Genomic DNA, 15,988 nt, shown 5'->3' on the forward strand with positions numbered 1-15,988 from the left:
CTCTTCAGATCTACGGATTTTCGTCATGCCACGAAATTAGCATCATGCTAGCAAGTTAAGCGAACACTGACATGATAAATTAGTGGTTAGCTATATTTTTTACTTTGCAACAGAACCGGAAGCTATAACATTTTTTATTGAAGCCGAGCAAAATCATACGCTAAATGATAATATGTACACGAAACGTATTAATGAATTGACAAAGCAAGTAGAATTGATGAGACATGAAAATGCTTCTTTAAATCAAGCTTTGTTGAGTCGTTTAGATACGATTTTAGAATATCAAAGTCCAACTAATTATCTATAAAATAAAGAAAGGATGTTTAGATGAAAGCGTTAAAAAAGGCAGTAATTGGTTTTTCAATCGTAGGATTAACTTTTTCACTTGGTGCTTGTGGTCAAAAAAATTCATCGAATGACAATGGAAAGACAACAACTATGGCTAAGGTTTTAAATGATAAACAGGAAAGAAAAATTGTTATGACACATGATACTAATACTTATGACAGTCCTGATATTAAATGGGCTGGTACTATTGGTAATGGTAAAATGGAGATTCATCCATATAATAATTTAGATGGTTTTGAGTTCAATGATGTAAAAGATGAAAATATGCAAGAATATAAAAAAACATTAAAAGAAAAAGACAAAGAATATAGTAAAAAAAAGGGTGAAAGTTTAGACATTAAGCCAGAAAAAGCCAAAATATACTATAAGGCTAGTGATATTAAAAAACCCGGATCATTAATTTTTGATTATAATGCTCAAGCGTATAATAAAGAAGAAAAATTTTCTATGATAAATAGAGGCTTTTCAGAAATTGTTAAAGATCATCCTAAAAATTGGTTAGGGATTAAAACAAAAGATACAAGCAAAAAAGGATGGACGCAAGATTATGTTTATGTAGAAGCGAAAAACGGTGAAAAACAACTACAAAAAGATAATCTAAAAAATGCTATGAAAGAATATAATAACGTTGAAAGAATTAAATAATAGAAGGTGATAGCATGGGTTTAAAAAAAAGTATTGTTATTAAATCTCAATTTGGCTCATCTTACCCAGGAAAATATATTAAAGAATATACATCTAGAGAAGATGCGACTGAAGCATTGGAAATTGAAGATTATGTTTCGCAATACACACCTCGACGCAATGCTACAGAAGGTCTGAAACAAGATGTGTCTGATGATAAAACAGTAGAAAATAATGATAATGACTATACTTATAAACAAGGTGTTATGTTTGGAAATGACGGGCTAAGTTATTCTTCTAAAATGCTCAAAGAATGTGCAAGAAAAATACAAAAATCGACCGATGAAGGACACGTGCCTATTATGCAAGTCATTAGTTTCGAACACGACTATTTAAAAGAAAAAGGTATCGTATCAGATGATATGAAACATCCTGAATATGATGGTGCTTATAAAGGTCAAGTTGATCAATTGAAGTTGCGTCAAAGTATTACAGACATGATGAATCGGATGCATAGAGATATGGGATTTAGCCAACCTGAATGGGGAGCGTCTATACACTTAGATACACAACATGTTCATGTGCATATAACAACTGTTGAAACTGGATCACCTAAAGCGAAACGTATGAAAAAAGTAAAAGAAAAAATGCCTCGAACGCAACCAAGAATGAAATGGTACACAGATGATAAAATCTCAAATTATAAAGTAACTATGAATGATGAGGGTTTTATACAATACCAACGCAATGGTGAAATAGTTGCAGAACAAGAGAGAACAAAATATGGAAATCTCTTTATGTCAATATCCGAATATTAGCCAGTTTTATAAAAAAATAGATTCCAAAATGAGTAATAATGTTTTATACCATCCTCCAGGTAATCCAAAAATTTTAACATTTTCAACTCCTAAAATGTATTATGGAAAACAAGTAGAAAATATACAAAAGAAACTGGGAATATACGGAAGTAATGATATGAAAGATATCCCTTATATTTCTATAAATGAACTAAGTGAAAAAGGAGACTTTAAAACCATCATGAAAAGTTTGAACATAGAAAATACGCTAAATTTGTTAAACTCTATTATCAAGAAAATTGATTTTATGTTAAATAGTGCTAACTCTGATAACAAAGACAAATAATTTGTCAAATTATGGTACACCCTAATCATACAGATGTAGTTATTGAATTTATAGTAACTAAAACGTATGATTAGGGTGTATCCTGTCTAATTTTTATCTTTCTTAAAATTTAGTAATATTATTTATCTTTATTTTCTTGGTTATTTAACTTATTGAGATAACGATAGATTGTGGTACGTGAAACTTGCCATTGTTCTGCAATAGTTTTAATGGGTGTTCCATTATCATAAAGTGTTTTGAGTAATTTTAAATCTTGTTTATTTAATTTTTCGGGTCGACCTCCATAGCGTCCTCTAGCACGAGCTGCAATTCGGCCAGCTGAAGAACGTTCTAAAATTAAATTGCGTTCAAATTCTGCAAATGCTGCGAATAAATGAAATAACAATTGTCCTGTAGAACTTGATTTATCCATTGTTATATTTTCTTCTAAACTATGAAAACTCACGCCTTGATTATTAAGTTCATTAACTAATGTGATTAAATCTTCCATGTTACGTCCTAGTCTATCTAGTCTCCAAACAACAATCGTATCTCCTGACCTCGCAAATTCAATGGCTTTATCTAAACCAGGTCGCTTACTTTTTGAACCACTCATATGATCATTAAATATCTTTTCACAACCATATTGATTTAACCGATCTTCCTGTAAATCCAAGTTCTGTAATCCAGTTGAAACTCTTGCATAACCTATTTTCAAGATACAAACCTCCTATATACATTTTCATTGTACCATAACTTAATTCTAACCATATTTATGAACATAGATTTTCTGTTGGGTTATTGAACACTAAACTATGTATAATAGATATATATCTAGATATAAAAAGAGAGTGTCCAGAAAATGGTTATTTTTTGCACACTTTCGTTGACCATAAATTTAATTCTTCGCATAATGCTTTTTTGCCATATGGTGTGAGAATTATTTCTCTTTTCATATTCCCTTCTCTTAACCATCCTAGTTCTAAAAATTTTTTCGTTAAAGCTAACGATAAAGGGCCAGCCAGGTGGTTTTGTCTTACCGTCCAATCAATATGTAACGGCAATGAATGAACATTAATATTTAGTTTGGCAATATTAATACCTAACTTACTAATCCATAATTCTCCGTCATGTGTCAGTTTATAACGAGAATTATCAGTTTCTTTTATGTATCCTTTTGTCATTAAAGCCTTTGTAATTTTAACACCCAGTTCTCCAGCCAAATGTCCATAACATGTTCTAGCAAATTCTAGTTTTTTCTTTTTTGTAAAATCATTTAACGAATTGGAAACTAAAGGTCCTGATACATTGGCAATTGACTCAATAGCTTTAGCTACTTCTTCATTAGATAACTGGTAGTATCTAAACCTGCCTTGCCGTCTTACTATAATAAGATTACCTTCTATTAATTTTTTTAAGTGAGAACTTGCTGTTTGGGGAGAAACATTTGCTGACTTTGCCAATTCACTTGCTGTTAGTGCGTGCATACCAGATAAATCCATTAATATTGACATTCTTGTAGCGTCACCTATTAATTGAGCAGTTTGAGTAATATTACTGTAAATATTCATAGTTAATACCCCCTTTATATATCACTAGTATAACAAGCATTTATTTCGACATTCATTTAAATATTCTTATTTTATACTTGTTTTATAAAAGTTGAAAGGTGGGTTTTAAAATGAAAAGAAACAGCCTCATTCACGAAAATTTAATTATACTAGTCACCAGTTTAGGTATGTTTTTATCAACATTAGATACTGGCATTATTAATGTGGCCTTACCTACACTAACAAACGTATTTGATTCAAATTTAACTATAATGATGTGGACAGTAACATTATATACACTTATGTTAGTATCATTTATCACTCTGTTTGGTAAAATATCAGACGCTATAGGAAAAATAAAAATATTTAATTTCGGCATAATCTTATTTGGAATAGCTTCTTTATTATGCGCATTATCTTCAACAGAGTATTTCCTTATTATTTTTAGAGCTATACAAGGTATAGGAGCAGCTATGGTACAAGCAACGGCAGCTGCACTTATTACATCTTATGTTTCTAATGATAAACAAGGAAAGGGTTTAGGTATATTTAGTATGGCACTCGGCTTAGGACCTATACTTGGGCCAAGTATAGGCTCTATATTATTAAACTTTAGTAATTGGTCTATGATTTTTTGGATTAATATACCTATCATCATACTTATAGTAGTCATAAACCAGGTTTTCATAGGAGAATTAAACGAGGAAAGATTTAAATTAAATTTTGACTTTATAGGCAATATTTTAATGGTTGTAATGTTATCCTCACTCATTTTAGCTATAACTTTTTTAAAATCTCAGTTTATAATCGTTCTTTTGATAATATTTTTGATTAGTTTATGGCTATTTATAAAGTGGGAATCAAAAGTTAAATTCCCATTAATTCCTGTAACATGGTTACAAAATAAAATGATGTTGTCCCTACTATTTGGCATTTTCACTTTAGGAGGTTCTATGTCTTTAGGTTTCATTATCCCACCTTTTTATATAGAACAAAATCTTAAGTTAAATACATTGATTGTAGGAATAGTTAACCTTTCTGCGCCATTAGGAATGGTTATTATGTCACAATTTTCTAATAAACTAACAAAAAAATTCAACAATCAATTATTGCTAACTTTAAGTATATTACTGATGGGAATATCTTATTTAGTTATTGGTCTACTTCAATATAACCTATTGATATGGAAACTTATTGTACTGTTATTATTCTTTGGCTTTGGATGTGGTATATACTTACCTATTAATACTAGAAGTATTTTAAATTTAGTCAAAAAATCACAACAAGCTACAGCTGGATCATTACAAAGAATGATTCAAAATTTGGGAATTGCTTTATATTCATCTGTAAGTTCTATCACTATACAAATATTTAAGAACCACCATAATATGATTCATGGGTATATTGTCCTATGGATTATGGCTTCTATTATTTTATTTATTGGATTTATCTTGTCAGTTAAAAATTTACTGGGTTATAAAAAAACTGAGTAATAGTTTAGTCATAGTAATCGATAATAAGAAAAGCAATGTACACTTTGATATTGTACATTGCTTTTCTTATTTATTAGGTAAAATCATTCTCATATATCAAGTAAAGTGACATATATGACGCCGTTTGTCCATTTGTATTTGGTTTACATAATCATTTATTATGTAAATAATTTATATTAGATGAGTAGTAGCCAATGACTACAGTGATTATTTCTTTATTAAATTGCTTATATCTATTTTTCGTTAAAATCATACTATAAAATTAACTTTGCAACATAACCTTAATTTTATTAATGAGTTTTTCAGGTTCAATTTCATTTGAATAATTTTTCTGTAATTGTAATCTAGTTAGATATGTTTTCTTACTATTAGACATTTTTTGCAACATTGTTGTCAAATTATTAATATCTTTTTTCATAACAATATTTTCAGGCGCTGTAAACATACGATTATGTGCTTCATCATGCGTTGCAAATATCACCATATCATTTTCAAATGCTCGACCAACTGCATTCAATAGTTCATTACCTTTATTGTTATCTAAATAAATATCACATCGTTGATATAATGATTCAATTGTCTCTTCATTCGCCACTGGATACAATCGAACATTATCATATTTCATTAAATCTAATAGCCTATTAGACATTTCTGTAATAGCTGCTATATGAAATTGATATTCACTATTACTTTTTACTAATTCTTCAATACAGAGCAATTGATCGGAATTTGTTAAAGTTAATATATTTCTAGTAAATTGGTTTTGCTTTCGGTAACTATAAAGATAGCCACCTCTAATTACTTTATCACGTTCTTTATCACAAAGCCCTTGGCGAATTTTTAGATATTCATCTCTATTTGGTATTATGATTGAATAATTTCTATTTAACGATTCATCAAACATAAGTTTCATATTTCCTGGAATAGTTCCATGACTATTTTCTTGCCAAACGAGAATTCCCTTTCCAATTGTATTCATTCTATATAACGCGATAAAAGGCATCGCTAGTGAATTAAAGATAATTACATCCAAATCTACATTTAGTTGTTTTAAGTAATATATGACAAATGCTTCTTGAGACTTGAAAAAGTGTGTCTTGTTTTTCCAGTTTAATACGTAGTCTCCAGTCACATAATTTTCATAGATAATTTCTTTGCCTAGGTGATCAAAGTACTTTTTCATTATAGCTTTACCAGCTAAATCATAAATAGCTTCAGCAAATTTAAACCCCTTCTTATTGTAAAAATCAACTATGCGTAATCGTTGCTTATTATCCAACCACTCAACTCGGTTTACAATACGAGACTTGAAATTAGATTGATAGAAAATTTTACCTCTTATTTCCCCTAAATTTTTTATTTTACCCATATCATTTGTACCTGTAATTTCCCAGTGGGTTGGCACCTCTACTTCATTAAAGAATAAAGGTTTATCAGTTTGTTTAATTGGATTTTGAGCGAAAAATTGGTAAGGAGAGGTAACATCATCTGGTAAAAAGCCATCATCCTCTAAACAAATTGTCAAATGTTGATACCCTGCAAGTTTCAATGAACGATGTAATAATTGTGAATTAAAATGATAATTATCAAATATATTAATCATGTAGCACCTCGTTAATTAGCATACTCCATTTTTCTACTATTTTCTGAGTTAAAAATTCGCTAGCAATTTCATATGATGTGCGTTCTGGATTTTTTGGTCCATTTTTAAAATATTTCACAATATATGAAGCTAGTTCATTAATCTTCTCTTCTTCATCTGCAGATTCTACATTTTCAGACATCAGATATCCATTTTCACCATTACGAATAAATGTTGGATTACCATAATTTACATTAAATCCTATCATTCCTAAACCAGAGCCTACAGCCTCCATCAATGTCAAACCGAAACCTTCACTTTGTGAAGCAGATGCAAATAATTCATACTTTGAATAAACATCTTGCAAATTAACATGGCCCTTTAATGTAATATATTCTTGCGCATTATTTTCATAAACAATTTGTTCTATTTTATCTTTTTCTCCACCTTGACCATATATATCAAACGTTAATTTAGGAATTTCTTTTTTGGCCTTCACAACTGCTTTAGCAATCCAGTCTACATGCTTCTCTTTAGCCAGTCGTGATGCTGTTAGCATTGAATATGGCAGTCTCTTTTTCTCTGGATGAATAAGTTGATTTAAGCTACCTACAGGAACTGTTCTGATTAATGGATTATCATAAGTATATTTAGAAAAATGTTGACTTAAAATACGATTTTGTAAATCGGTCGCAGTAATAAAGAAGTCCACAAATTTTGCATTTCTAAATTGATATTCATAGTAGTTATTCCACAATATATTATCGCCATCGGTGGCATTATCAATAAAATGTTCTGCATGAACTACCACACCTAATTTACTAGCGCCTTTATTTTGTAATACTGCTTGACCAATTTCTGTAGCTCTATCTAAGATTACGATATCTTTATTTGATAAATTTAATTTATTCATGAAATATGCAACAAATTCTGATTTACTATAGAGCTGTGCATCGTCAAAGACAAAGACACTTTCTTTATCATCTATATATTCCTTATATGCAATTGTTCCATCTTCATTGTAAAACTGTCTCATATATATCTTGGCATAATTTTGATAAGGGGCATAATATTCAGAAAACACTCTCGTATAACTAAAGAAATCTTTTCTTACTAAATAGCCTTCAATGACAAACTCCACTCTATCCACATAATTTTTATCTGCATTTTTCATATAACATGTTGAAAATGAACTTTTATCATAATCAAAATACAATCTTTTGATTTTGCCATTATCCTCTATATGTGTAATTTCGTTACCGATTTCACCTATTAAATCATCTAAAGTATAAGTTGTTGGTGCGATTTTTATATCACTAAAATATTGATATAACCAAATTACTTCATCATCTTTAAATCCTAGATTATCAGTCAATGTTTGGATGTTTTCAGAAGATATGAAATCTAAAAAAATAAATTTTATATTTCTATTCAACTGTCTCAATAATTTAGCTCTGTATGCTTGAGCATATTCAATACCACTACTTGCCCAACCTATGCCAAAATTCACATTATATACAGTCATCGTACCCCCCCTATATGTTATGGGAAATAAATCACAAGATCTCCATGTTTATCAAATGTAATAATACTTAAACACAAATTCCTTATAATATTTCGCTTTAATTTCATAGTCATAATTTCATATGATTCTAATGCAACTTTATGGTATTCATATATGGCATTTCTTTGGCCATTTTGACGATTATTAACGTTAGATTTTAGTTGTTGAAGATAATCTACTTGTTCAATCCATGCCATATCGATTGCTTTAATAATTGATTTTTGTATGTAGCGTAATATGAAATATGGATCTGATGCTTTCTTTTGATTATCCTCAAATTGATGTATAAAATGTTGTATTAAAAAGTTAACAATTGCCTCTTGGTTAAATACATCTATCTTTACATTATTCGATTCAAAGTTGAAAGATAGATTTTTATAGATATAGCTAATTATGTCTTTTTTATCATTTATATTAAATTTTTTTAAATCGTTTCTAAAAACATCCTTAGCTAATTGCTTATAATCAAATTGGTTTTTGTCAACCATATCTAAAATACGGTCTCTTTCTTTATAAATTAAATCTCTTTGTACACTAATGCTTTTTTCAAATTCATTAGCCATCTCACGTTGAACAATAGATGTCTCTTCTGAAACAGTCTGTGCTTTGTTTACAATGTTATTAACTTTCATTTGGAAAATCTTACTATTTTCTAAAATTTCACTATTAATTTTTTTCAACTTGTCGTTCTCTATCATTTTAGATTGACTCCATTTTTTAACAATGTAATCATCTAATGAAACAAATATTTGAGATACCCCTGGGTCACCTTGACGACCAGAACGCCCTCTTAACTGTCTATCTACACGACCATTTTCCATATGTTCGTTAATGATGACTGCTAAACCACCAATTTCATGAACTCCTTCTGCTAATTTAATATCTGTACCACGTCCTGCCATACTTGTAGCCACAGTGACTGCTGCTCTATTGCCTGCTTCCGAAATCATTTGAGCTTCTTTAGAAACATTTTGAGCAATTAATAAGTTATTAGGTATATCTAATTGGAATAGATTAGCTGAAAAATATTCAGCTGCTTCTGCAGTTCTAGTTATCAAAAGAACTGGCTGAGATTTTTTATGTTTTTCAACCACAAAATCAATGATAGCTTGGTTTTTTTCTTCCATATTTGCGAATACTCTATCTTCTAAATCTTGTCTCTGAATAGGTTTGTCAGTGGGAATCTCAACTACGATTTTCGAATATAACTCAAAAAACTCCTTTTCTCCTTGTTTGCCTGTTCCAGTCATTCCTGCAAATTTGTCAAAGAGTTTAAATAAGTTTTGAAATGTAATTGTAGCCATCACACTCTTATCAATGGATAATTCAACGTCTTCCTTAGCTTCAATTGCTTGATGCAAACCTGACTGTAATTTTGTACCTGGAAGCATTCGACCTGTAATCCTATCAATCAACACAATCTCTCCATTTGATACTAAATAATCTAAATTGTAATCAAATAAATACTTTGCTCTCAGTGATAAATTGATAATACGGACCAAATCAAAATTAATTTCATCATACAAATGATGAACTTTAAAGTAGTTACTTGCTTTATCAATACCCTGTTTTGTTAGCCAAATTTCTTTTTTATTTTTGTCTAGTTTAAAATGTTGCCCATCTTTAAGAGTATGTACAAATTCTTTTACAATATCAAATAAATTAGATTGTAATCGTGGTGCACCAGATATAACGAGTGGTGTTTGTGCTGCATCTAAAATGATTGAATCAACTTCATCTAGAATTGCAAACTGTAATTCAGGTAAAAATTTAGTACGTTTGTGATCTGCTAAATTATCTGTAAGATAATCAAAGCCCAAACGCCCATTTGTAGTATAAATGATGTCATGTGCATATAGATTTTGCTTTTCACCAGCTTCATATTCATAATCTGGAATGTCTATAAATCCCAATGATGCAGTTAAGCCTAACCATTCATACAATGGTTTCATTTCCATGCAATCTCTTTTGGCTAAGTAATCATTAGTCGTAATTAAAAATGCTCTTTTACCTGTTAATGCATTTAAATATAAGGGCATCGTTGCAGTTAGCGTTTTGCCTTCTCCGGTTTGCATTTCTGCTATATTTCCCTGATGCATTACTATAGCTCCTAGCACTTGCACATCTTTGGGGTACATGCCTAGTACACGGTAGGCAGATTCTCTTACAACAGCATATGCTTCTGGCAAAATTTGATCTAAAGTCGCTTTAGACTCCATTATTCTCTTTTTAAATTCTTGAGTTTTTGCTTTTAATGCTTCATCAGTATATTCAGAAAAAACATGACTCATTTTATTGATACTATTTAATGTTTTATTTAGTTTTTTTAACCGCATCTTATTAATAGTATTATCAAATTTACCTGTCATTATGACACCTCTTTCTGAATTTTATACTTTATTGTGTCTGATTTTATCTATCATTTCACTAATATCAGTTGATATAGTTGAGTGACTGTTCTCTATATGTTGGTCTTCAATAATAATTCGGCGAAATTGTAAATGCTGAAATCCAGCATTCATTAATTCAATCTTATAAGAATAGGCATCTTTTGGATATTTAAACTCAATATCATCATCTTCGATAATCATAGTTTTAATTTTTTCACCATTCTTTTTAGATAAAACAATTTTAAAATACACTGATCTTTCAGGTGTGACATCATAATCAAAATTAATTTTATAATTGTTCCCTTTTTTCAATAGTGGTAATGAAGGCACTTGTTTATTTGTTGTATAACTTGATAACATGTTCCATTCATGTATCACCATTCCTGAGGGCATCAACGAATTGTCCATGCTGACAAAATTGTTCTTAAATTTTAGCTTAGTTCCATACATAAAAGTACTTTTATGTATCTTTGTCCAGGTGATATCAAATCGATTGTTTTGGTTCATATTACTCTCTCCCGAATTGATTATTTAAAATAATATGATAAAAGTTTACAAACCAACTTGTTATAGTTGCCGAATCATCATTATGTCTACCAGGAACGCCACGTGTCATGACATGTGTTCTGGATTCTCCTAGCAAAGACATTAAATCATCAAAAGCTATATCATCATAATCATCATTTTGCATATATGCGATAGCAAAAGTAGTATTTTCAACTTCATTTTGCTTAAATTTTTCCCAAAAACGCTTATTCAAATGATTGATATTTTGTTTACTAAATGTGCCTGCTTGTGACATCAAAATGTCTAGTGCCGTTCCAAAATCATTGGGTCGTTTTAGTTTCATATTTTCAGCAATTCTACCAATATTAACTAAAGGTTTACCAACAATCACAGCTCTTGGGGTTAATTGTGAACCATAGTATAATGCGCCAAATGATCCCATCGACAATCCAGATAATATCAAATCATCTTCTTTAAAATTTAAATATTCCAATGCTTCTTTAATAATTTTTTTTATGTTATTTTCATAGGTTTCAGAGCCAAGATAAAAGGATCCACCTTCGATTCTAGGATCTCCAATAAGTAGAAATGGGGCTTCTAGACTGTTCATCATAAAATATCCTTCAAACCCTTCTGCTGAACGATACCCACTAAAATATACATTTAGTGGAGGCTTTAAATCACCAGGATTGAAATAGTGTATAAACTCTTCGCCATTTTCATCGTTATAACGTTGACCACCCATTATAAATTGGCCCATTTCTGCACGAGACCAACGTTTATGGATTGCCCTAAGATGTACAACACCCGTCCCCTTAGCTTTTACCACTATAGAAATGTTTGCATCATAAGGTCTTGGCATCAATTCCAAAGGTTGTTTTAAATCATCCTTTGTTACGGTTATAACATCTTTTGTATGTTCTAATGAGCCAAATGGGATTAATCTAATGACATATTGGATATCAACATTTCCCTCTACAAAAAATTCTGGCCATAATTGTACCATCATATTCTTATCATAAACTAAATTTTGGTTCCAGCTAACAATTGGAGTATACGACTCCCCAAAATCTCCAGATAAAACGAGCTCCTTGTTACCTAAGTATTCAAATTCTCCTTCAAAACTAGGACTTACCTCTCCTTTAATTGGAAAGACTTTATCTCCGTATTGCTTAGTAAAAGCACCCGCTTTTAATTTATGATGCAACTCATCTGTTGATTTATAAAGTAATGGTTTAATAAATTTATATTTTACTCGAGGATCATTTTCAAATTGAAAATCCCAGTATTTTTCATCTACATAAATCGTATATGGCTCTCCTACTAATTCAATAACTTTCATCAATTCTTGAGAATACGTTGTTTGAATAAATACTAAATTAAAGGAACCAATTTCATCTATTAAATTTTCAATTGCTTCTTCATATCCACTTTCAAATGTAAATAGTATTGGATCAAGATAATCGATGTACACGTTTTTTTTATCATGGAAAATAGGTTCTAAATCTTCTCCGCCGATTTGCAATATGTTAAATTTTCTAACCATGTAACTCTCCTTTTATCAAACGGTCCACTTCTCTTATTATCTTAGTCGAACTAAATTCATCTACTAATTTTATGGAAGATGCATAAGAATAATTCCAGTTTTTCAAACTTAGTAAGAAGTAATCTAGTGCCTGTGTAATATTAGATGAACTTGGTATTATTAACCCGTTTACATTAGGTGTCACATAATCCGTTTCTATCATATTAATTTGAGGTACTCCTGCACTTATTGCGCTAATTTGTAGATATAAATCCGGTTCATCACCCAAATCTATAACTACTCTTAATTGTGACATTGTTCTAATTAAATCTTCTTCAAATAGGACTGATTCAATTTTAATTATTTCTATAAATTCTATTTCTTCTTCTAACACATCAGCCATTTCTTCACTTAAAGTTTTTTGTTCTTCATTATATAATTCATTTTTTTCTTTTACTATGTCTGATAACCATTTCGGCGTTTTGCTTGTTATATCTTTCATTAAAATAGTAACTTTATAGTTTTCTTTATTTTTTATATAATTATATAATTGATTTATTGTAGTCTCTACTACATCTCTTGATAAATTATATATCCAAAAACCAATATGCACATTATATAACTGTGAACTTATATTTGGTATTTTTTCAGTATCAAAGGGTGTAATTCTAGACACTTTCATGTCAATTGAATTGTTATTAGCAATAAGATTACATTCTCTTTCATTTTCTTTTGTGTCAACTAAGCAACTTTTTGCAGGTTGCATGGAGTGAATTAAATGTGGCGTTATTTCTCTATTTCTATTTGAAAATAGAGAAAAACATAATTGATTTGCTTCAAAATAACGTGTGATTAACTGATTATGTCTTTCATCAGAAGCAGCAATAAAATTGTCTGATAATGTTATTTGATCTTTATAAAATTTTTCAACAATCTCTTCTATTATTTCCAACATATTCAAATATTTACTATGGTCTAATAAGTTTTTAACTGTATTATTAACTAATACTTCTCCTGTTATTAAGTCCTCAGTTAGTATCTTTTCACCCAATACATTTAAATAAGTTTGTTTAACCTCATTATCATTTTCATATTTAATAATTGAAGATATAAATCCTCTATCGTCAAATATCATCTTTTGTTGTTGCAATCCATTTTCATATTCATGTATATGAAGTACATATCCCTCTTGATTAAACGTAACTTGAGAATACGTATTTTCGCTTATAACTGCTTCTACCATAAACGGTGAATATACAAACTCTGTGTCTTTAGGCCAGTTCAAATCTAAATAATCAATAGCTCTAGGTAATGTGTTTGGAGCACTTTGTAACACATCAAAAACAGACCAATAATCACTTTCAAATAAATCGTGTCTATGTAAAAACAACCTTAAATTAGGTGAATAATTTAATACTAGCACCTTATATTTATAACCATTTTTCTTATGCATAGACATTAAGCTAATCATGTCATCAAACTCTGTTTTATCCGGCTTATAATAGAAGGGGAGGGTATGGTCTTTCCACAAGTTTTGTCTACTATACCACGCCGGTATAAAATATCTCATTAAAAATTCCTCCCTAATATTTGTCTAATATGCTTTTATATCTATCAAAATAAGAATATGCTCTTAATGTTTCGGTTATACTTATACCAATATAAATTAATACAATAAGTTGTATTGAAAAATATATTTCTTTTGAAAGCTCTGGAATCAATAATGAACAATACAAGGGCACTGCTAAAATCAATGTCACTGTAATTGAACCAAACCAGCAAATTCTTCTTGCTTTTTTATTTAAATATCGCTCAGTTTCTTCACCAGGGTTAATACCTACAAAGTAATTTCCATTTTTTAAAAATTCTTTAGATTTCCTTTTAGTATTAATCAAAAATCTAGATAGTAAGTATCCAAAAATGATTTGTATTACAATATATACTGTAATACCTACAGGATTATCAAAACCAAAAATTGCTACATTCATTTCCTTATTCAGAAGTAAGTTTCCAATTAAGTTAATAGCACTATTTAACAATAGAAACAAAGATAAACTTATCATTATAGACATACTTCCTGCTGGATTTAATTTCCAGGCAAGATATGAATGTGAATTTTGTGTAGCCATGTTCATTATATCTTTATAATGAATCCGATACTCTGATAATTCTATATAGAGAAGTATTAGCATCGCTATAATTAATAAACCAATCACAATAAATAATGTTGTTGTTATATTTATATTAGATAATTGTTGATGAAATAACGATTTTATTAAACTCATTAATACAATTGGCATTGGTCCACCAATTCCATAAGTAGTATTTTGATCAGCCAACCAGACCAAAAATAATGTCCCTGTTAGTAAAACTAATACAAGTAACAGAATATTTGTGCTCTGTATTATATTATTCTGAACATAGGTATGGATAACATAATATGCTTGTATCGTTGCTATGAGTATTGTTAATAGTCTTTCCTTTATTTGCTTTTCAGAACGAGTCTGCTTAACAATATTATCTACATTTCTATAGTTGAATAACATGATAATAATCATTGCTGTTAACCATGGGCCTAACCCCAATGAAAATACATTCAATGAGTTTAAATCTCCACCGACGTTTGAAATAGCTAATTTAAAAAAACTGTCATGGTTAAATTTAATTGATTCATTACCAATTATAGAAATATTACTTCCTAGTATGTATATGACAAGAATGAGTATTGTAAAAATAATTCTTTTATGCAAAACTTTGAATTCTTTATTTCTTAACATTTTTTCACCTAAAATTCTTAAATTTTAATATGAGTGCAAAGAGGCTAAAAACATAGTTGATTTACTATCACGTAAACTCAATATTATGTCTTAGCCTCTTTGTTTTACTTCATATTATTATAGATTAAAATCTATTGTTATTTTTTATCTTCTTTGTTTTTACGTGATCTCTTCATTAAACCTAATCCAGCAAGTAATGAAAGAACAGCTCCCATTAATACATTTGTATTATTAGCGTCATTGCTATTACCGGTTTCAGGAAGTTCTTTGTTCTCATCACTATTATCTTTATGATTTGATTGTTGCACTACATTAGATGAGTTTGTACTTTCTCCAGTTGATGCACTATTAGAAGTTGCATTCGAAGTGACATTTGATGCACTTACTGACGCTGAGTCAGATGTACTTGTTGACGCTGAGTCGCTTGCGCTTACTGATGTTGAATCAGATGCGCTCATTGAGTTCGAATCAGACACGCTTGTTGACGTTGAATCGCTCGCACTTAC

General features: G+C 29.8%; 15 protein-coding genes. 5 read left to right on the forward strand and 10 right to left on the reverse strand.

What is annotated here, in order from left to right; all coding sequences use genetic code 11:
* Nucleotides 1–82 precede the first annotated feature (82 nt).
* The 4 genes from AC3WQX_RS11685 to AC3WQX_RS11700 are packed head-to-tail and all read left to right on the forward strand — an operon-like array spanning nucleotide 83 to nucleotide 2,115.
* Complete coding sequence (locus tag AC3WQX_RS11685) at nucleotides 83–307, forward strand: hypothetical protein (protein ID WP_039985569.1); 225 nt, start codon at nucleotides 83–85, stop codon at nucleotides 305–307.
* A 20-nt stretch (nucleotides 308–327) separates the two neighbouring features.
* Nucleotides 328–993: a hypothetical protein gene (locus tag AC3WQX_RS11690; RefSeq protein ID WP_492740283.1), complete on the forward strand. Its 666-nt coding sequence runs from the start codon at nucleotides 328–330 to the stop codon at nucleotides 991–993.
* Nucleotides 994–1,007: 14 nt separating this feature from the next.
* A complete protein-coding gene (mobL, locus tag AC3WQX_RS11695) occupies nucleotides 1,008–1,790 on the forward strand; it encodes a relaxase MobL (RefSeq protein ID WP_002436978.1) in 783 nt (260 codons plus the stop codon).
* The gene (locus AC3WQX_RS11700) at nucleotides 1,756–2,115 is read left to right on the forward strand and encodes a hypothetical protein (RefSeq protein WP_002497240.1); all 360 of its coding nucleotides are present in this window, start codon (nucleotides 1,756–1,758) and stop codon (nucleotides 2,113–2,115) included. The genes mobL and AC3WQX_RS11700 overlap by 35 nt, the downstream gene beginning before the upstream one ends.
* A 118-nt stretch (nucleotides 2,116–2,233) precedes the next feature.
* On the opposite strand, the gene AC3WQX_RS11705 is transcribed toward AC3WQX_RS11700, so the two are convergent.
* On the reverse strand, nucleotides 2,234–2,812 hold the full coding sequence (locus AC3WQX_RS11705) for a recombinase family protein (protein ID WP_002497239.1): 579 nt from the start codon (nucleotides 2,810–2,812) through the stop codon (nucleotides 2,234–2,236).
* 148 nt (nucleotides 2,813–2,960) lie between these two features.
* Entirely contained in the window at nucleotides 2,961–3,665 is a 705-nt protein-coding gene (locus tag AC3WQX_RS11710) for an ArsR/SmtB family transcription factor (RefSeq protein ID WP_012818137.1), read from the reverse strand.
* A gap of 110 nt (nucleotides 3,666–3,775) precedes the next feature.
* Between AC3WQX_RS11710 and AC3WQX_RS11715 the strand changes: the two genes are divergently transcribed.
* Nucleotides 3,776–5,137, forward strand: a complete 1,362-nt coding sequence (locus AC3WQX_RS11715; protein ID WP_012818138.1) for an MFS transporter — start codon at nucleotides 3,776–3,778, stop codon at nucleotides 5,135–5,137.
* A gap of 262 nt (nucleotides 5,138–5,399) precedes the next feature.
* On the opposite strand, the gene gtfB is transcribed toward AC3WQX_RS11715, so the two are convergent.
* The 8 genes from gtfB to AC3WQX_RS11755 form a co-directional block, all read right to left on the reverse strand.
* Nucleotides 5,400–6,740: an accessory Sec system glycosylation chaperone GtfB gene (gene gtfB / locus AC3WQX_RS11720; protein ID WP_012818139.1), complete on the reverse strand. Its 1,341-nt coding sequence runs from the start codon at nucleotides 6,738–6,740 to the stop codon at nucleotides 5,400–5,402.
* Nucleotides 6,733–8,244 carry an accessory Sec system glycosyltransferase GtfA gene (gtfA, locus tag AC3WQX_RS11725; RefSeq protein WP_012818140.1) on the reverse strand — a complete coding sequence of 504 codons (1,512 nt, stop codon included), beginning with the start codon at nucleotides 8,242–8,244 and terminating at the stop codon, nucleotides 6,733–6,735. Before gtfA ends, gtfB begins: the two co-directional genes overlap by 8 nt.
* 17 nt (nucleotides 8,245–8,261) lie before the next feature.
* Nucleotides 8,262–10,652 carry an accessory Sec system translocase SecA2 gene (secA2, locus tag AC3WQX_RS11730; protein WP_492740291.1) on the reverse strand — a complete coding sequence of 797 codons (2,391 nt, stop codon included), beginning with the start codon at nucleotides 10,650–10,652 and terminating at the stop codon, nucleotides 8,262–8,264.
* Between the two features lie 21 nt (nucleotides 10,653–10,673).
* Entirely contained in the window at nucleotides 10,674–11,180 is a 507-nt protein-coding gene (gene asp3, locus AC3WQX_RS11735; RefSeq protein WP_002496426.1) for an accessory Sec system protein Asp3, read from the reverse strand.
* Nucleotide 11,181: 1 nt separating this feature from the next.
* Nucleotides 11,182–12,726 (reverse strand): accessory Sec system protein Asp2, encoded by a 1,545-nt coding sequence (gene asp2, locus AC3WQX_RS11740; RefSeq protein ID WP_002437001.1) that lies wholly within the window; start codon nucleotides 12,724–12,726, stop codon nucleotides 11,182–11,184.
* Nucleotides 12,719–14,275 carry an accessory Sec system protein Asp1 gene (asp1, locus tag AC3WQX_RS11745; protein ID WP_002497257.1) on the reverse strand — a complete coding sequence of 519 codons (1,557 nt, stop codon included), beginning with the start codon at nucleotides 14,273–14,275 and terminating at the stop codon, nucleotides 12,719–12,721. The genes asp2 and asp1 overlap by 8 nt, the downstream gene beginning before the upstream one ends.
* Nucleotides 14,276–14,288: 13 nt before the next feature.
* Nucleotides 14,289–15,482: an accessory Sec system protein translocase subunit SecY2 gene (gene secY2, locus AC3WQX_RS11750; RefSeq protein WP_012818143.1), complete on the reverse strand. Its 1,194-nt coding sequence runs from the start codon at nucleotides 15,480–15,482 to the stop codon at nucleotides 14,289–14,291.
* A gap of 137 nt (nucleotides 15,483–15,619) precedes the next feature.
* Nucleotides 15,620–15,988, reverse strand: a 369-nt coding sequence (locus AC3WQX_RS11755; RefSeq protein WP_492740295.1) for an LPXTG cell wall anchor domain-containing protein, incomplete at its 5' end; no start/stop codon positions are given.

This window comes from Staphylococcus sp. FW104-15G4D, from assembly GCF_058790135.1.